Annotated in this window: 18 protein-coding genes; 7 read left to right on the top strand and 11 right to left on the bottom strand. The window is 64.7% G+C overall.

Annotation, left to right across the window (positions count from 1 at the left end; translation table 11 throughout):
• Nucleotides 1-8 precede the first annotated feature (8 nt).
• The 5 genes from J2W94_RS09410 to J2W94_RS09390 all read right to left on the bottom strand — a co-directional run bounded on the left by J2W94_RS09410 (nt 9) and on the right by J2W94_RS09390 (nt 4,004).
• Nucleotides 9-776 carry an endonuclease/exonuclease/phosphatase family protein gene (locus J2W94_RS09410; RefSeq protein ID WP_310092530.1) on the bottom strand — a complete coding sequence of 256 codons (768 nt, stop codon included), beginning with the start codon at nt 774-776 and terminating at the stop codon, nt 9-11.
• An 18-nt stretch (nt 777-794) separates the two neighbouring features.
• On the bottom strand, nt 795-1,589 hold the full coding sequence (locus J2W94_RS09405; RefSeq protein ID WP_310092528.1) for a thiol:disulfide interchange protein DsbA/DsbL: 795 nt from the start codon (nt 1,587-1,589) through the stop codon (nt 795-797).
• A gap of 46 nt (nt 1,590-1,635) precedes the next feature.
• Nucleotides 1,636-2,397: a thiol:disulfide interchange protein DsbA/DsbL gene (locus tag J2W94_RS09400; protein WP_310092524.1), complete on the bottom strand. Its 762-nt coding sequence runs from the start codon at nt 2,395-2,397 to the stop codon at nt 1,636-1,638.
• A 46-nt stretch (nt 2,398-2,443) separates the two neighbouring features.
• A complete protein-coding gene (locus J2W94_RS09395) occupies nt 2,444-3,067 on the bottom strand; it encodes a thiol:disulfide interchange protein DsbA/DsbL (protein WP_310092522.1) in 624 nt (207 codons plus the stop codon).
• Nucleotides 3,068-3,164: 97 nt separating this feature from the next.
• Nucleotides 3,165-4,004: a c-type cytochrome gene (locus J2W94_RS09390; RefSeq protein WP_310092520.1), complete on the bottom strand. Its 840-nt coding sequence runs from the start codon at nt 4,002-4,004 to the stop codon at nt 3,165-3,167.
• Between the two features lie 187 nt (nt 4,005-4,191).
• Between J2W94_RS09390 and yihA the strand changes: the two genes are divergently transcribed.
• Together yihA and J2W94_RS09380 are read left to right on the top strand one after the other, a co-directional pair.
• A complete protein-coding gene (yihA, locus tag J2W94_RS09385) occupies nt 4,192-4,800 on the top strand; it encodes a ribosome biogenesis GTP-binding protein YihA/YsxC (protein WP_310092517.1) in 609 nt (202 codons plus the stop codon).
• Between the two features lie 47 nt (nt 4,801-4,847).
• Complete coding sequence (locus J2W94_RS09380) at nt 4,848-5,822, top strand: polysaccharide deacetylase family protein (protein ID WP_310092515.1); 975 nt, start codon at nt 4,848-4,850, stop codon at nt 5,820-5,822.
• 7 nt (nt 5,823-5,829) lie between these two features.
• Here J2W94_RS09380 and J2W94_RS09375 read toward each other — a convergent pair whose 3' ends face one another.
• The 3 genes from J2W94_RS09375 to J2W94_RS09365 form a co-directional block, all read right to left on the bottom strand.
• Entirely contained in the window at nt 5,830-6,747 is a 918-nt protein-coding gene (locus J2W94_RS09375) for an ABC transporter permease subunit (RefSeq protein ID WP_310092513.1), read from the bottom strand.
• A gap of 135 nt (nt 6,748-6,882) precedes the next feature.
• Nucleotides 6,883-7,578, bottom strand: a complete 696-nt coding sequence (locus J2W94_RS09370; RefSeq protein ID WP_310092511.1) for a VIT1/CCC1 transporter family protein — start codon at nt 7,576-7,578, stop codon at nt 6,883-6,885.
• A 16-nt stretch (nt 7,579-7,594) separates the two neighbouring features.
• On the bottom strand, nt 7,595-9,187 hold the full coding sequence (locus tag J2W94_RS09365) for a peptide ABC transporter substrate-binding protein (RefSeq protein WP_310092509.1): 1,593 nt from the start codon (nt 9,185-9,187) through the stop codon (nt 7,595-7,597).
• An 81-nt stretch (nt 9,188-9,268) separates the two neighbouring features.
• Between J2W94_RS09365 and J2W94_RS09360 the strand changes: the two genes are divergently transcribed.
• The 4 genes from J2W94_RS09360 (at nt 9,269) to fghA (ending at nt 13,473) form a co-directional block, all read left to right on the top strand.
• Nucleotides 9,269-10,648, top strand: a complete 1,380-nt coding sequence (locus tag J2W94_RS09360; RefSeq protein ID WP_310092507.1) for a glutamate--cysteine ligase — start codon at nt 9,269-9,271, stop codon at nt 10,646-10,648.
• Between the two features lie 165 nt (nt 10,649-10,813).
• Nucleotides 10,814-11,923 carry an S-(hydroxymethyl)glutathione dehydrogenase/class III alcohol dehydrogenase gene (locus tag J2W94_RS09355; protein WP_310092505.1) on the top strand — a complete coding sequence of 370 codons (1,110 nt, stop codon included), beginning with the start codon at nt 10,814-10,816 and terminating at the stop codon, nt 11,921-11,923.
• A 77-nt stretch (nt 11,924-12,000) separates the two neighbouring features.
• The gene (gfa, locus tag J2W94_RS09350; RefSeq protein WP_310092503.1) at nt 12,001-12,576 is read left to right on the top strand and encodes an S-(hydroxymethyl)glutathione synthase; all 576 of its coding nucleotides are present in this window, start codon (nt 12,001-12,003) and stop codon (nt 12,574-12,576) included.
• Between the two features lie 60 nt (nt 12,577-12,636).
• Complete coding sequence (gene fghA / locus J2W94_RS09345; RefSeq protein WP_310092501.1) at nt 12,637-13,473, top strand: S-formylglutathione hydrolase; 837 nt, start codon at nt 12,637-12,639, stop codon at nt 13,471-13,473.
• 84 nt (nt 13,474-13,557) lie between these two features.
• Here fghA and J2W94_RS09340 read toward each other — a convergent pair whose 3' ends face one another.
• The 3 genes from J2W94_RS09340 to J2W94_RS09330 are packed head-to-tail and all read right to left on the bottom strand — an operon-like array spanning nt 13,558 to nt 15,606.
• Nucleotides 13,558-14,241 (bottom strand): ATP-binding protein, encoded by a 684-nt coding sequence (locus J2W94_RS09340; RefSeq protein ID WP_310092499.1) that lies wholly within the window; start codon nt 14,239-14,241, stop codon nt 13,558-13,560.
• 15 nt (nt 14,242-14,256) lie between these two features.
• Complete coding sequence (locus J2W94_RS09335) at nt 14,257-14,601, bottom strand: hypothetical protein (RefSeq protein ID WP_310092497.1); 345 nt, start codon at nt 14,599-14,601, stop codon at nt 14,257-14,259.
• 57 nt (nt 14,602-14,658) lie between these two features.
• Nucleotides 14,659-15,606, bottom strand: a complete 948-nt coding sequence (locus J2W94_RS09330) for a DegV family protein (protein WP_310092495.1) — start codon at nt 15,604-15,606, stop codon at nt 14,659-14,661.
• 372 nt (nt 15,607-15,978) lie between these two features.
• Between J2W94_RS09330 and J2W94_RS09325 the strand changes: the two genes are divergently transcribed.
• Nucleotides 15,979-17,541: a sensor domain-containing diguanylate cyclase gene (locus J2W94_RS09325; RefSeq protein ID WP_310092493.1), complete on the top strand. Its 1,563-nt coding sequence runs from the start codon at nt 15,979-15,981 to the stop codon at nt 17,539-17,541.
• Nucleotides 17,542-17,544 lie beyond the last annotated feature (3 nt).

Raw genomic sequence — 17,544 nt, 5'->3', positions numbered from 1 at the left:
GGATCGAGTCAGCGCAAGGCGAGATGCGGAACGTCGATGCTCATCGCCAGGGCCAGGTGATCGGAGAAGGCGGCGGGAATCGCACGCGCGTCGGCGAACGTCAGCCGTTCGCTGACCAGGATGTGGTCGATGGCGCGTTGCGGGCGCCAGCTGGGAAAAGTGGGCACGCAGAAGGAAGGCGGACGCAGGTGGGTCCGGTTGTACAGCAGATCCATTTCAGGCCGATCCGGCAGGCAGTTGAAATCGCCCATCAGCACCGCATGCGGGTGGTCGGCCAGCAGCTCGGCGATGAACGCCAGTTGCGAGCGTCGTGAAGCCGCACCCAGCGACAGATGCGCTACCGCGATCACCAAGCCTTCGTCGCCGTCGCCGAAACGCGCCATCAGCACGCCGCGTCCGCCGATGCGGCCGGGCAGGGCGTGGTCGCTGACTTCCACCGGTTCCAGTTTGCTCAACAGACCGTTGGCGCTGGACGCCACACGGCCGACATTGCGATTGGGCTGGTGGCTCCAGTAGTCGAAGCCACCCTGTTCGGCCAGGTAATGGGTTTGGTTGGTGAACCCCGAGCGCAGGCTGCCGGGATCGGCTTCCTGCAGGCCGACGATATCGTGTTCGCCGGCCATCTTCGCGATCGAATCCAGGCTCACGCGCTTGTTGCCGTAAGGCATTGCATGCGACCAGCTGCGGGTCACGTAGTCGCTGTAGCGACGCGTGCTGGAGCCGGCCTGGATGTTGGCGCTGAGCAGCCTGAGGCGGCGGGTGTCCGCTGCGGTCATGTGGGGTTTGACCGACCGTTACTTCGCCGTACCGCTTTGCGCCGCGCGTTCCATGGCGACCAGATGGTCGGTGATGCGGACCATGTCGTCCCAGTTGCGGCCCTTGACCAGGTACTTGCCGTTGACGACCAGCGAAGGCGTGCCTTCGATCTTGCTGCGCAGGGCGAACTGATTGGCCTTGTTGATCTTGCCGGCGATGGCGAAGCTCTTCATGGTGTTGAGGAACTGCTCGGCGCTGACGCCGTACGCGGTGTAGAACGCCGCCACCTTGGCCTCATCGGGCTTGTCGCCTTCGGCCGGGATGCTGTGCTTGACGTGGATCGCCTCGTACACCGCCGAATGGGTCTTTTCTTCCAGACCCAGCGATTCGGCCGCGTAGAACGCTTTGGCGTAGGGCACGAAGTCCGGACGGAACTGCGCCGGCACGTAGACCACGCGCACGTCCGCAGGCTGCTTGGCCTTCCAGTTGCGCAAGGTCGGATCGAACGCGTAGCAGGCCGGGCAGATGTAGTTGAACATCTCGACCACTTCGATCTTCCCGTCCAGCGGCTGCCACGGCTGGCCGCCGGAGATTTCCACGTAGTCGGTGCCGACCACGGGTGCCGGGCCCTGCGGCGCCACGACCGGGTTGTTGTTCGGCGCCTCGGGCGCTGCGGGTGCGGCCGCTTCGGCGGGCGTGGCGGCAGGCGGGGTCTCGGTAGCGGCGGGTGCGGCCGGGGTGGCTGCCACGGGCGCTTCGGGAGCCTCGGTCTTCGAACAGGCGGCCAGCACGGGCAACAGGATCGACAGCATCAAGGCATGGCGGATTTTCATGATCTGGACCTTAGGAATTGGTGGAGAAGAGAATCAGTAGTGTCGCTCACTTCAATGCCGCGCGCCGTTGCGCGACCAGATACTCGGCAGTGCGAAGCATCGTGCCGTAGCCGCGTTGATCTACCGAGACCAAGTATCTGCCGTCGATCACCAGCGAAGGCGTGCCTTCGATCCTGGAACGCACCGCGAACTGCCGCGAGCGGTTGATGTTGGCGCCCACGGCAAAGCCTTGCATGGTGCTGGTGAAGGTTTTGGGATCCACGCCGAATTGTGCGTAGAACGAGCCAATCTGTTCCGGCGTAGCCGTCGGGCTCAGGCTGTGTTGCCGGTGCAGCGCGCTGAACACGGCCTCATGGCTCTGCTCCAGTACCCCCAGGGTCTCGGCTGCATAGAAAGCCTGGGCATAAGTCACCCAAGGGCCGCCCAGTGAAGCGGGGACCAGGGAAATCTTTACGTCGGCCGGCAGTTTGCTTTTCCAGGCGACGAACAGCGGTTCGAAATTGGCGCAGTGCGAGCAGACGTAACCGAACACCTCAGCCACCTCCACCTGTCCGTTAAGCGGTGCGTATGGCTGGCCTTCGGCTAGCTCCACATAGTCCACGCCCGCCGTTGGGATCGGCCCTTCCCAGGCAGGAGGTACCACTGCAACCTGAGTCGTCGCGGTTCCGCTAGCCGATGCTGAGGGCGCGGTTGCGGTTGCCTTGCCGGCAGGCTCCGCAGTCGTCGCATCGGCGGGTGCCTTTTGCGGGCCGCACGCGGCAAGCAGCGGCAGCACGACCAACAGCAATAGAGCGATGCGGGATTTCATTGAGCGCGGCTCCAGAGGGCAGGTCGCTTCGGGACGGCGATTACGATTACTTGCCGGCGCGTTCTTTCGCCACCAGGTAGTCGGTCACGCGCAAAGTCTCTTCGGGATTGCGCGCGGTCACCCGGTACTTGCCGTTGACGATGATCGTCGGCGTACCTTCGATGCCGGAGGCCATGGCGAATTCCTTGGACCGTTCCAGCAGCAGATCGGTCGCCGGGCTTTCCATGACCGCCACGAAGGCCTTGGGGTCTGCGCCGTAGCCTTTGTAGAACGCGGCGATTTCCTGCGCCGACGCGTTCTGGATCGGCAGGGTGCCATCCTCATGCAAGGCCTTGAACACCGCGTCGTGGGTCTTGCCCAGAACGCCCGTCTTCGCCGCGGCGTAGTAGGCCCGCGCATAAGGCATCCAAAAGCCACCGAATGCTGCCGGGACCGGAGTGAAACGTACCCAGGAAGGCTGCTTCTTGTGCCAGGCGTTGAGCATCGGCTGGAAGTGCGCGCAGTGGATGCAGGTGTAGCCGAACACTTCGACCACCTCCACCTTGCCCTTGAGCGGCGCATACGGCTTGCCCTCCGGGATAGACACGTAGTCGACACCGGCGACCGGGTCGGCGGCGAATGCGAGCAGCGGCATCAGCGCCAGCAGCAGAACGGCAAAACGCGATTTCATCGTTGGTACTCCTGGCGCAAAAAGAAACGCCGGCCATGATTGGGCCGGCGCGATGAACAAGAGCTGTGATCCTCGGACCGCGCCGGGCGCGCGAAGTTCACGATTTTTGTGGAGTCGGCTCGGCAGCGGGTGCGGGCGCCGCTGCCGGGACTGCGGGCGCGGCAGCCGGCGCGCCGCTTGCGGCGGCATCGTCGGCATGATCGTGCAGGCCCTGCAAGTAGGTGCCCAGCGCCTGGATTTCCTGGTCGGTCAGCTTGTTGGCGACCTGCGCCATGATGTTGAACAGCGCCGGATCCTTTTCGGTGGTGGTGCCGGTGCGGTATTCCTGCAGTCGTCGCGCCGCGTAATCCTGGCGCTGGCCGCCCAGATGCGGATAGGCCGGGCCGGGATTGCCGGCGCCGCTGGGACCGTGGCACGCCATGCACGCCGGAATGCCGCGGGAAGCGTCGCCGCCGCGGTACAGCTGCTGCCCCACTTCGTAGAACTTCATGTCCTTGTAGGGACCATCGGCGATCACCGTGTCGTCGGCCAGGCCGGCGCCGGACTTCTGGGTGGCGAAATACGCGCCGATGTCGCGCATGTCCTGCGGGGTGAGATCCTTCACGAACGGGACCATCGCCACCGCCGTGCCGGTGCGCTGGCCGCTGGCGATGAGGGCAATCTGATGGGCCACGTAGCGCTCGCTCTGGCCCGCGATGCGCGGGTATTGCGGGTCGCTGGAGTTACCGTCGGCGCCATGGCAGGCGGCGCAGGCCGAGGCCTTGGTCTGGCCGGCCTTGGCATCGCCCCAGGTGGTCTTGCTGAGGTCGATCTCCAGCGGCGCGGTGACCACGGGCGCATTGTCCGGCAGCGGAGCGACGGTGGTCTGGGCGAATGCGACCGCACCCACGGCCGCAATGGCCAGTCCGGCAAGTCCAAAAACGCGAGCGTGGCGCATGCTAAAGCTCCGGGGGCAATATCGAAAAAGCGGCGAAAAAAGCGGAGCCGAGCGGCAGCCGCGAAACAGGGGAATTATCGTCGCGGCAGGCCTTGCGGGTCAATGAAAGCGCCCGTCGCGGCCGATCCACGGCCCTCAAGCGGCCACTGCGATGCCGATTCCAGCCGTGGCGTGCCATCCTAGTCGCATGTTCAATCCCCTAGAAAAAGCCAAATATCTGCTGGCGGCGCATATTCCCAGCCAGCTTCCCCCCGACATCGGCCACGAGGTCGCTTTCGCCGGCCGTTCCAACGCCGGCAAGTCCACCGCGCTCAATGCCCTGACCCGGCAGAACGCACTGGCGCGGGTCTCCAAGACCCCGGGCCGCACCCAGCAGCTGGTGTTTTTCGAAATCGAACCGGACAAGTACCTGGTCGATCTGCCCGGCTACGGCTACGCCAAGGTCCCGCATGAACTGAAGGACCACTGGCAGGCCTTCCTGGATCGCTACTTCCGCAGCCGCGAGGCGCTCAAGGGTCTGGTGGTGGTGATGGACATCCGCCACCCGCTGAAGGACTACGACCGGCACATGCTCAGCTACGCGGTGGAGCGCGGCATTCCCGCGCATGCGCTGCTCACCAAGGCCGACAAGCTGGGCCGCGGCCAGCAGGCGAACTCGCTGCAGGCGGTGAAGAAGGAACTGTTCTCCCTGTTCGGCGACACCGTCAGCGTGCAGACCTTCTCCGGCGAGTCCAAGCAGGGCGTGGACGAGGCGCGTGCGGTGGTGAACGGGTGGTTGGGATTCCCGCAGGCCTAGGACTTCGCTCCGCGGTTATCCTCTGCGGTTTCCGAGAGACACCTCCGATGCGGCTTTTCCTTTTCCTGATCTGGATCTGTGTGGGGCTGCCCGCGCACGCCGCATCCGCAGCCGATGCAACCGACCGCCGCATCGCCGTCACCATCGACGACCTGCCATGGGCGCGGCTGGACGGGATCACCCCGCCGGATCTGCAGGCGCGCCATGAGCGATTGATCGCGGCATTGAAACAGGCGGCCGTGCCCGGCGTCGGCTTCGTCAACGAGAACAAGCTGGAAGTCGATGGCAAGGTCGATCCCCGGCGCCTGGCGATGCTGGAGGATTGGCTCGACGCCGGCTACGAGTTGGGCAACCACACTTACTCGCATGCCGATATCAACGAAGTGGGCGTCGACGCTTTCGAGAAGGAAATCCTCGATGGCGAGCGCCAGCTACGGCCGTTGCTGGCCGAACGCGGGCAAGCGCCGCGCTGGTTTCGCCATCCCTACCTGCGCGCCGGCCGTACCGCGGAAGAAAAGGCGAACGTAGCCTCCTTCCTGCAAGCGCACGGTTACCGTATTGCGCCAGTCACCGTCGACAACGGCGAATGGGTGTGGGCGTTCGCCTACGCCAACGTGATGAACGCGCAGCCGGATTCGCCCGAGCGGGAAGACTTGCTCTCGCGCCTGCGCCTGGGCTATGTGCCGTACATGCTCAACAAGCTGGACTATTACGAAGCGCAATCCATCCAGCTGCTGGGCTACGCGCTGCCACAAGTCTGGCTGATGCATGCCAACGAACTCAACGCGGATTGTTTCGCGACGCTGATCGAGGCCACGCGTCGTCGCGGCTATCGCTTCGTCGGCCTGGAAGAAGCCTTGCGCGACCCTGCGTATGCGCATGCCGACGGCTACGAAGGACGCTACGGGCCCAGCTGGCTGCATCGCTGGGCGATGGCGGAGAAGAAACCGAAAGAGTTCTATGCCGGCGAACCCGCTGTACCGAAGTGGGTGATGGACCTGGCCGACGTGGATTCCGAGTAGGTCGGGGCTACGCGTCGTTTTCCAGTCGCGGATCCATCCATCCGCGCAGCGCGTCCACTAGCGTGTTGATCGCCACGATCAGCGCGCCCACCACCAGCACCACGCCCAGCACCAGGGTGTAGTCGCGGTTCAAGGCGCCTTGCACGAAATAACGTCCCATACCGGGGATGCCGAACACCTGTTCCACCACCGCAGAGCCGGTCACCACGTTGATCAACGCCGGCGACAGCCACGCCACCACCGGCAGCAACGCGGGTTTCAATGCATGCGAAAACAATAGGCGCGTTTCCGAGAATCCGCGCGCGCGCGCCGCGCGCAGATAATCGGCGGAAAGGGTTTCCAGCATCGAGACGCGGGTCAGGCGCGCGCAGTAGGCGATGTTGGGCAGGGCCAGCGCGATCACCGGCAACACCAGATTGCTCCACTCGCCCCAACCGCCGGCCGGCAGCCAGTGCAGGGTCACCGCGAACAGCAGCACCAGCAGCGGCGCGGCAACGAACTTCGGGATCGCCAGTCCCAGTCCGGCCAGCAGCATCAGGCCGCGATCGATCCACTTGCCCGCCCGCAACGCCGCGAAAACGCCCAGTGGAATCCCAAGCGCCAACGCCAGCAACAGAGCGAGTCCGCCATTGAGCGCGGACACCGGTAGCGCCTGCGCGATGAGTTGGTTGACCGTGTAGTCCGGATATTGGAACGACGGACCCAGGTCGCCGCGCAGCACGTCGCCCAGCCATGCGCCGTATTGCGCGACGAGGGGCTGGTCCAACCGGTATTGCGCAGCGAGCGCGGCTTGCACTTCGGGCGGCGCGGATTTTTCGGTGTCGAACGGACCGCCGGGCGCGGCGCGCAGCAGCATGAAGCAAAGCGTCGCCAGCAACCATAGCGTTATCAATGCTTCCAGCAGTCGGGAAAGCAGGCGTTTCATCGAAACGTCCTCTTCTTCGGGTCGTCATCCCGGCACCGAGCTGTGCCTTCTGGCGCAATGAGACCGGGACCCAACTCAACGCTGAAGCGATCCCACCGCGAGCGCATCATGCTTTCTTGTCTGCGTCGCTACGCATCACACGCGCACATCGAACAAGTTGCCGATCAAGTGCGAAGCCGCCATCGCCATCGCTCCCCAGAAACCCACCCGCAACGCGCCCCGCAGCAAAGGCGCACCGCCGGCGTAAGCGGCCAAAGCGCCGGAGACGAAAAGGCTTGCCAGCGTGACCGCGATGGTCGCCACGCCGACATTCTTTGTCGGCACCAACAACACCGCGGCCAGCGGTATCAGTGCGCCCACGGTGAAAGCGGCCGCCGAAGCCATGGCCGCCTGCACCGGGCGCGCGCGCAGAGTGTCGGTGATGCCTAGCTCATCGCGCGCATGCGCGCCTAGGGCGTCGTGCGCGGTCAGCTGTTCGGCGACCTGATGCGCAAGCGCGGGAGTCAGGCCGCGGCGCACGTAGATATGCGCCAGTTCGGCGAGCTCGGTATGCGGGTCCTCGGCCAGCTCCTGTTTTTCCTGGCGCAAATCGGCCTTTTCCGTATCCGCTTGGGATTGCACTGAAACGTATTCCCCTGCCGCCATGGACATGGCGCCGGCCACAAGACCGGCCACTCCACTCAGCAGTACGGTGTTGTGGCTCGCTCCGCTGGCGGCCACGCCCACCACCAGTCCGGCGACGGAAACGATGCCGTCGTTGGCGCCCAGCACCGCCGCGCGCAACCAGCCGACCCGATTGGAGCGGTGCAGTTCCCGGTGCCTGGCGCGCATGCGTGCTCCGATTCCCTCAGTCGCGCCAGCGTAACCAGCGCGAGGCGTGCCGGTCGAGCGGATTCGCTTCGAAGCCGAGCACTTCCGCTCTGACCAGATGTTTGGAGGTGTAGAAATACAGCGGTATCGCCGCCTGGTCGTTCAAAAGCTTCTGCTCCGCCGCGTGCAGCCAGGCGTTGCGCGCGGTCTCGGTATTCGCCGCGTCGGCCTTGGCCAGACGTTCGCGAAAACCCGGCTCGTCGTAGCCGGTCCAGTTGAGCGGCCCGTCGTTGCCGAACGCGGCCAGGAAGTTGCGCGCGTCCACCACATCGCCCACCCAGCCGCCACGGAACACCTGAGTGATCACCCGTTGCTTGCGGTTCTGCACGAATACCTTCCATTCCTCGTTGCGCAGCCGCACTTGCACGCCCAGCACGTCGCGCCACATCGACGCTACCGCCAGCGCCATGCGCCGGTGCGGCGTAGAAGTGTTGTAGCGGAACTCCAGCACCAGCGGCCGGTCGGCCGAATAGCCGGCGGCGCGATACAGCGCCTTGGCGCGCGCCTCCCGTTGCGCCTGGGTGGCGTCCGCCCACGGAGTCCGGGCGCCGGTATACCCGGGAATTCCGGAAGGCACCAATCCATACGCAGGTTGCTCGCCCAGCCCGGTGACGTAACGGGTGAGCTTGTCGCGATCCACCGCCAGCGACAGCGCCTCGCGCAGGGCGGGATTGTTCCTGAAAGGCGGCTTGGAAAGATTCATTCCCAGCCAGAAGGCGCCCAGATAGGGAGAAATGCGCAACTGCGCTCCGAAACGTTTCCGTAGTACGTCCAATGGCTGCGGCGGCACCGTCTCGGTGAAGTGCAGATCGCCGGCGGCGAAGCGCTGCAGTTCGGCCGACGCGTCTTCGGTTACCTGGAATCGCACGCGTTGGATCGACACGTTGGCCGCATCGTGGAATCGCGCGTTGCGTTCCAGGGTCAGGTTGGCCTGCGGCGTCCATGCGAGCAACCGATAGGCGCCGTTGCCGACCAGCCGACCGGGTAGCGTGTGTTGCGCGCCGTATTTCTCCACCGCCGGCAAATAGACCGGAAACGCGATCGGCAACGTCAACAGCGCAGGCAAGGCCGCGCTGCGGCTCAGGGTGAACACGACCCGGCGCGCGTCGGGCGCGGCGACTCCCAACGCCTCGGGCGCGAGCTTGCCGGCCTGTACGGCTTGCGCATTGCTCAGGGCGTCGAACAACTCGGCGAACGGCGCGGCTGTTTTCGGCGCGAAGGCACGACGGAAACTCGCCACTACCTGCGGCGCATCCAGCGGCTCGCCGTTCGACCAGCGTAGGCCTTCGCGCAAGTGGAAAGTCCAGGTGCGGCCATCGGCCGACACCTCCCAGCGTTCGGCGATGCCCGGAATCAACCTTCCCGCGGAGTCCTCGGTCACCAGCCCTTCGTAAAGGTCGCGAAGCACATTGCCGCAAGACACTTCCTGGCAACGGTGCGCGTCGAGCGTGCTGGGTTCGGGGCCGTTGCCGCGTTCCAGCTGAGCATGCTCCTGTTGAAGCGGCGGAGCGGCCTGCGCCACGGCATCGGCGGAACACAGAAACAGCAGGGCGGCAACGATCAGGCGCATCGGCTCAGGATATAGTGCGGGCCTTGCGATGTCAGGGCAGCGGCCCAACATTCCCTAGTCTCCGACGCAGAGTATCCGCCCTTGTCCAGTCCCAGCCATGTCGCGGGTACGCCGATCACCGACCGCAGCCAACTGGTCGACTACATCGCCTCGGGCGAAAAGCCGAAGTCCCAATGGCGCATCGGCACCGAGCACGAGAAGTTCGGTTTTCGGCTCGATGATCTGCGTCCGCCCAGCTTCGAAGGCGAGCGCGGTATCGAAGCGTTGTTGAAGGGGCTGACCCGCTTCGGTTGGGAACCCGTCGAAGAACATATCGGACAAGGGCCGGGCAACGTCATCGCGCTGCTGCGCGACGGCGCCTCGGTCACGCTGGAACCGGCCGGTCAGCTGGAACTGTCCGGCGGCATGCTGGAGAACATCCATCAGACCTGCAGCGAAGTAGGCACCCATCTGAAGGAAGTGAAGACCGTCGCTGACGAATTGCAGCTCGGTTTCCTGGGCATGGGCTTCCAGCCGAAATGGACGCGCGATGAAATGCCGTGGATGCCCAAGGGCCGCTACCAGATCATGCGCAACTACATGCCCAAAGTCGGCAAGCTGGGCCTGGACATGATGAAACGCACCTGCACCGTGCAGGTCAATCTGGATTTCTCCAGCGAAGCGGACATGGTGAAGAAATTCCGCGTGTCGCTGGCGCTGCAACCCGTCGCCACCGCGTTGTTCGCCGATTCGCCGTTCACCGAAGGCAAACCCAACGGCTATCAGAGCTACCGCTCGCACATCTGGACCGACACCGATCCGGACCGCACCGGCATGCTCGACTTCGTGTTCGAAGGCGGCTTCGGCTACGAACGCTATGTCGATTACCTGCTCGATGTACCCATGTACTTCAGCTACCGCAACGGCGAATACATAGATTGCTCCGGCCAGAGCTTCCGCGACTTCATGGCCGGCAAGCTGCCCGCGTTGCCGGGCGCGCTGCCCACCATGACCGATTGGTCCGACCACATGACCACCGCGTTCCCGGAAGTGCGCATGAAGAAATTCCTGGAGATGCGCGGCGCCGATGGCGGCCCGTGGGGAAGGCTGTGCGCATTGCCGGCGTTCTGGGTCGGCCTGCTGTACGACCAGACCGCGCTGGATGCGGCGTGGGACCTGGTCAAGGATTTCACCTTGGAAGAGCGCAACGCCTTGCGCGATGGCGTGCCGAAGCATGCGCTGAAACTTCCGTTCCGCGGCGGCAGCGTGCGCGACCTGGCCGCCTCGGCGTTGAAGATCGCGGTAGCGGGCCTGCAGCGCCGCGCCGCGCTCAACAGCAAGGGCAGCGACGAGTCCGGCTTCCTCGATCCGTTGATCGAATTCGCCGAGGCCAACGAAACCCCGGCCGAGCGCAAGCTGGCTTTGTTCCATGGCCAGTGGAACGGCGACATAGATCGCGTGTTCCGCGAGTTCGCTTATTGAGAGAGGCCTAACGCTGTCGTAGGAGCGACGTAAGTCGCGAAGGGTCTTTCCTATGGAATTTCCTTCGCGACTTACGTCGCTCCTACCCGCTCTTACCCGCATCCAGCGCCTAGGAGCCGCCTTGGGGCTAAAATGCTCCGGCCGCATTCCCGCTGGAGTTGCCCAATGAAATCACGCGCCGCCGTCGCCTTCGCCGCAGGCGAACCCTTGCAGATCGTCGAGATCGACGTGGCTCCGCCGCAGAAGGGCGAAGTGCTGGTCAGGATCACCCATACCGGCGTCTGCCATACCGACGCGTTCACGCTGAGCGGCGACGATCCGGAAGGCCTGTTCCCGGCGGTGCTGGGCCACGAAGGCGCAGGCGTGGTGGTCGAAGTCGGCGAAGGCGTTACCAGCGTCGCGCCGGGCGATCACGTGATTCCGTTGTACACGGCCGAATGCCGCGAGTGCGAGTTCTGCAAATCCGGCAAGACCAACCTCTGCGTTGCGGTGCGTGCGACCCAGGGCAAGGGCGTGATGCCCGACGGCACCACGCGCTTCTCCTACAACGGCCAGCCGATCTACCACTACATGGGTTGTTCGACCTTCAGCGAATACACGGTCGTGGCCGAAGTGTCGCTGGCCAAGATCAATCCGCAGGCCAACCACGAACAGGTCTGCTTGCTGGGTTGCGGCGTCACCACCGGGATAGGGGCCGTGCACAACACCGCCAAGGTGCAGGCCGGCGATTCGGTGGCCGTGTTCGGCCTGGGCGGCATCGGCCTGGCGGTGATCCAGGGTGCGCGCCAGGCCAAGGCCGGCCGCATCATCGCCATCGACACCAATCCCGGCAAGTTCGCGATGGCGCAGGAGATGGGCGCCACCGACTGCGTCAATCCGAAGGATCACGACAAGCCGATCCAGCAGGTGATCGTGGAAATGACCGGCTGGGGCGTGGACCATTCGTTCGAGTGCATCGGCAACGTCAACGTGATGCGTGCGGCGCTGGAATGCGCGCACCGCGGCTGGGGCCAGTCGGTGATCATCGGCGTGGCTGGCGCAGGTCAGGAAATCTCCACGCGTCCGTTTCAACTGGTCACCGGGCGCAAGTGGATGGGTACCGCGTTCGGCGGCGTGAAGGGACGCACCCAGTTGCCGGGCATGGTCGAAGACGCGATGCGCGGCGACATCCAATTGGCGCCCTTCGTCACCCACACTCTGCCGCTGGATGAAATCAACGAAGCCTTCGATCTGATGCATGAAGGCAAGTCGATCCGGACGGTGATCCACTACTGACACGCGTTGCTACAGGGGCGTCGCGCGGGCGTTCCGCGCATCCGCTGAATCGGTGGTTTCCGCACCGGAGGGTCACCATGAGCACAGTCAAGATTCATCCATCGGTAGACAACGGCATCAAAGTGGGCGACGAGAATTTCGCGGGAGGCACGTTGGCCTGCCATTGCGCGCAGGACCAGGTCACCGTCGAGGTGGACGCGCAAACCGCCCACAACCATGCCTGCGGTTGCAGTAAATGCTGGAAGCCGAAGGGCGCCACCTTCTCGGTCGTCGCCGTGGTGCCGCGGGATAAGGTGGCCGTCACCGCCAATGCGCAGAAGCTGAAGGTCGTCGACGATAAGGCGACGATCCAGCGCCATGCCTGCAGCGGTTGCGGCGTGCATATGTTCGGCCGCATCGAGAACCCGGAGCACGCGTTCCACGGTCTGGACTTCATCCATACCGAGCTGTCGCCGCAAACCGGCTGGTCGGCGCCGGGTTTCGCCGCGTTCGTGTCCTCGATTATCGAAACCGGTACCCCGCCGGCGCAGATGGCGGCCGTGCGTGCGCGCCTGCGCGAACTGGGCCTGGAGCCTTACGACTGTCTTTCGCCGGCCCTCATGGACGCTCTCTCCACCCAAGTAGCCAAGTTGCGTGGCGTACTGGCTTCGTGAAACCGCGCAAGCGCTCAATCGGTTCCTTCTTCCTGGGAGGAAGGAACCACCGGAAAACACATGACTCTTGAACGCATCGAACACCGCGCCTGCTTCGGCGGCTGGCAGGACGTGTACCGGCACGCGTCGGAAACGCTGGCCTGCGGCATGAACTTCGCCGTCTACCTGCCGCCACAAGCGCAGACGCAGAGACTTCCGGTGCTGTACTGGCTTTCCGGCCTGACCTGCACCGAGCAGAACTTCATCACCAAGGCCGGCGCGCAACGCTACGCCACCGAGCATGGCCTGATCCTGGTCGCGCCCGACACCAGCCCGCGCGGCGAGGACGTCGCCGATGCGGATGGCTACGATCTGGGCAAAGGCGCTGGCTTCTACGTCAACGCCACGCAGGCGCCCTGGTCCAAGCATTACCGGATGTACGACTACGTCGTCTCCGAACTGCCGGCTTTGATCGAGGCGAATTTTCCGGCGACCGAGGCGCGCGCCATCAGCGGACATTCGATGGGCGGGCACGGCGCGCTGATCGTGGCGTTGAAGAATCCCGGTCGCTATCGCAGCGTGTCGGCGTTCTCGCCGATCGTGGCGCCTACGCGGGTGCCGTGGGGCGAAAGGGCGTTCACCGCCTACCTTGGCGAAGATCGCGAAGCCTGGAAAGCATGGGACGCCGCCGCCCTGATCGCCGATGCGACCGAGCGTCTGCCGTTGCTAGTGGATCAGGGCGATGCCGATGAGTTCCTGGCCGGACAGTTGAAGCCGGAGCTGCTGCAGGCCGCGTGCGCGGCCGCGGATCATCCGCTGGAACTGCGTCTGCAGCCCGGCTACGACCACAGCTACTACTTCATCGAAAGCTTCATCGGCGAGCACATCGCGTATCACGCCCATGCCCTGAAAGCCTGATCGGCACCGGTTCGTAGGACGTAGGAGCGACGTAAGTCGCGAAGGAGCTTTTCTCTAGAAAACCCTTCGCGACTTACGTCGCTCCTACGGGCGCGGTGCGAGGCTGAAGTCGGTGTAGGCGAAACGTCCGTCGCGCAATACGGTCTCCCCGCGCTCGATGGCCAGCGGATGCGAGAACATCGGCCCGGCCTGCACGCAGGTGTGGAATTCGCCGTTCTCGCCGCAGGGATCCACCTTCGCCGGCAACGCGTCCAGCAATGCCGCATCGAAATCGCGTCCGGCGAAGTCGGCGGAGAGTTGCTGGGTATCCACGCAACAGATCGCCGCCTTCAATCCGTCCGCTTGCATCTGCCGCGCCAGCGACGCGGTATCGCTGCCGAACAAGGGCGTCAGCACCCGCCAGCCCAGCGATGCGCACATCGCCACGCGGTAATCGCGGATATCCTGCAGGAACAGATCGCCGAAGGCGATGGACAACGCTCGCGGCCAGCGCTCGCGCGCGGAGCGGAGCGCGGAGGCGAACGCCGCTTGGTAAACCGTGTTGTCGCAGGCCGGCGGAATCATCGCTTCGATCAGCGGCAATCCGGCGGCGACGGCCTGCGCATGCAGGATCTCCCTGCGGATTCCCTGCATGGAAACGCGTTCGTAGCCGGCGGTGACCGTGGTGATCAGTCCCGCCACCGGCACGCCGGACTGTCGCAGGCGATGCAAGGCCCAGGCCGCATCCTTGCCGCCGCTCCAGGACAACAACACCGCCTCGACGGTCATCTTGCCGGCACCCGCTCAGGCGGAAGAAACGTCGCGCAGCTCCCACGCACTGCCGGCGAGCAGGCGCAGGCGATGCTTGAATACGCTGCCGGGGATCGAAGTCACCGCGATCAGGTCGATCTGCAGGTCGTGCTGTTCGCCGGTCACCGTCGCCGCCGGGTCGCTGGCGCCCAGGCCGGCATCGACCGAATCCGGATCGGGCTGCGCCGCGCGCCAGCGCTGGAAGAATCCGTCGCTGCGCAGCGCATCCTGCAGCTGCGCTGCGAATTCGCCGGCGCCGTGCGCGGTGAAACTGAAAGCGGCGTCGTTGCCGCGCGCCTTGCCGGGATTCTTGAGGCTGATGTAGTAGCGGATCGGCATGCGGCGGCTATCCTCGTGGAGTCGCCACCAGCCTAGCCGTTGCGCGTTAGCCAGGTGTTACGAAACGCTGAAGGTATGCGGTTCGGCGGCGAAGCCGACCACCACCGCGCCCTTGCCCACGTTGACCATGCCGGTCAGGCTCATCACGCTTTCGAACACTTCCACGTTGTTGTTGGCGCAGATATCGCGCAGCCGGTCGTAGCCGGGCAGCGCGCGCATCTCGCCGAGTTCGCCGCCGTAGCTCAGACAGACGGTGGGCGTCAGCAGGCCGGCGATGACGCGGTTACCGGCGAACTTGAACATCTGCTCGACCGCGTTTTCGAAACCCTTGATCTTGGCCACCGGCTCGGTCTTGCCGGCATGGCCGTGCAGCACCGGCTTGATGTCCAGCGCGCTGCCCAGCGCCACGCTGAGCAGGCCTACGCTGCGGTCGCCCTTGGTGCGCGCGCGGGCGCGCAGGTAGTAGAGATCGCGCGGGATCATGTAGCCGTGGCTGTTGGAGGCCAGGTATTCCAGCTTGGTGCGCATGTGCTGCACGTTGGCGCCGGCGGCGCGCATGCGCACCGCTTCGACCGCGGTGACGCCCTGCGCGGCGAACAGAGTCTGGGTATCGATCACGCGTAGCGCGAACGGCGAGTTGTGGCCCGCGGCCTGGCGCACCGGCTTGTAGTCGTTGAGGATGGCGAAGCTGGCTTGCATCGCGTTCTCGTGGATCGGGCTGCGCGTCTTGGTGATGGTCATGCAGTAGACGTGGTCGTAGTCGATCACCAGCCGGCTCAGGAACAAGTCGCGGATCTGGTTGACCGTGAACGGGGTCGTTTCCGCTTCATGGCCGCGCTCTGCCACGTGCGCATGCAGAAAGCTCAGAGTGGCTTCCTCGTCGCGGTGATCGGCCAGCACCGCATCGCCGATGCGCACGGTGATGGGCAGCAGCACGATATCGTTCTGTTGAATGAAGTCCTGCGGCAAATCGCAGGCGGAGTCCACCACTATCCCAATGCGCATGAAGCCCCTCCCGGCATGCATCGCAAACAAGCCCGGCAACGTAGCGCAAATCTGCAACCCGCTGCGCTGCAGAAATGTGAGCTTGTGCACACTATCGCGTTCTGGCTGTTCCAGATGTCCGCTGCCTCTCGCACTAGGCAAAAAGGCAGGCGTCTTTGCCTAGGCCCGTACCTTGCGGCTTCGATGGCATTCAGTCGTATATGAAACGTGACGTTCGTCACATTTATATATGCGTAAAGCTTGTTAATGGTTGTGCCTGAGGTCGACACTGGTGCCGGGCAAGCAAGGGGCGTGATGAGCAAGCGGTGGCTGCTGGGGATGGCGTGGTGCATGGCAGCGCTTTGTTCTGCCCAGGCCCAGGAGGGGGGCGTCGTGCGTATCGATCCTCTCGCCGCCGATGCCAGTCCCACCGCCGAACAGCATGCGGGCATCTTCGCCGAACGCGATTTCATCGCCGATCCCCGCAAACCCTCTGTCATCGGCAACGGCCAATGGCGATTGCAGCCCGTCGCGGGAATCGACCAGCCGTTGTTGCTTGTCTACCACCCGTACAGCGCTCGCGTCAGCGTGCAGGGTCCTGGCCCGGCCGCACCGGTCGTCCAGACCCTGTTCGATCGAGATCTGGATCCGCAGTACTCGCGGCATGCGTTGGTGTTTCCGCTGCACGGCGACGGTCCAGTCACCATCAACGTGGAAGGTGCGCGTTATCCCTTGCAGGTGGCCGTGGTGCCACGCACCCGGCACATCGCCTACGATCTGACCCAGGTGCGCATCCTGCTGCTAGCGGTCGGGGTGCTGGTGGGCGTTTCGCTGACCGTGCTGTTGTTCTGGGCGATGCTGCGGGAACGGGTGTATCTGTTGTACGCGGCGACCATGGCGCTGCAGATGCTGTTTCTGCTGTGCTCGTATGGAGAGGCCTACGCTTTGCCGGGCTTGCGCGCGCTGGCGGTGTTCGGCGCACCGGGCATCTGGTTCATCGCCACCCTGTCGACCATGGCCGCGGTATGGATGTTGCAGGACTACGCCGGCCTGCGGCTGCGCGTGCCCCGTCTGAGCCGGGCCATGCGCTGGGCGGGAATCTACATTCCCGCGGTGCTGCTGCTGTTGCTGGTATCGCCGTGGCCTGCGCGCAAGGAATGGTTTCCGAACCTGGGTAATGCCCTGTTCCTGCTCACCAATCTGCTGGCGATCACCGCCCTGTACAAAGCCTGGCGTGGGGGTGGGCGGCATGCGGGCTTCATCCTGATCGCCTGGGTTCCATTGGTGTTCTTCAGCACCGCGCGCGCGGTGCAACTGAGCATGGGCATTGCCGTCGAACCGTGGCTGCAATACGGCTTGCCGCTGGTGCTCGCCTTCACCGCGGTGGTGCTGGCGCTGGGACTGGCCGATCGCATGCTCACCTTCCGCCGCGAACGCGATACCGCCCAGCAACATGCCGAACGCGATTGGCTGACCGGCGTGCTCAATCGCGGCGGTATCGAGCACCGCCTGGACTGGGCGGTGCTCAATACGCGCCGCGAAGGCATGCCGCTGTCGCTGCTGTTTCTGGACTTGGACAATTTCAAGCAGGTCAACGACTGCTTCGGCCACGCATCGGGCGATGCCTGCCTGCGCGCAGTGGTAAGGCTGGTGAGCGAAGAGCTGCAGTACGGAGACCATCTGGGGCGTCTGGGTGGCGAGGAGTTCGTGCTGGGCTTGCCGGGCGCCGACAGCGCGCGCGCCATCGCCATGGCCGAACACTTGCGCCTGAAAATCCAGGCCCAATGCCAGGAAGTGGAAGGCGTGCCGGTCGCGGTCACCGTGAGCATCGGCGTCACCCAGTGCAGCGCCGTCGATACGGTGGCGACCTTGATCAAACGCGCCGACAAGGCGATGTATATCGCTAAGCACGGCGGGCGCAATCGCGTGGCTACCCTGGAAGCTGCGGCGGTCTGAGGT

It is taken from the genome of Pseudoxanthomonas sacheonensis (assembly GCF_031455975.1).
GTDB classification, from domain to species: Bacteria; Pseudomonadota; Gammaproteobacteria; order Xanthomonadales; family Xanthomonadaceae; genus Pseudoxanthomonas_A; species Pseudoxanthomonas_A sacheonensis_A.
This window is presented reverse-complemented; position numbering and strand designations above follow the sequence as displayed.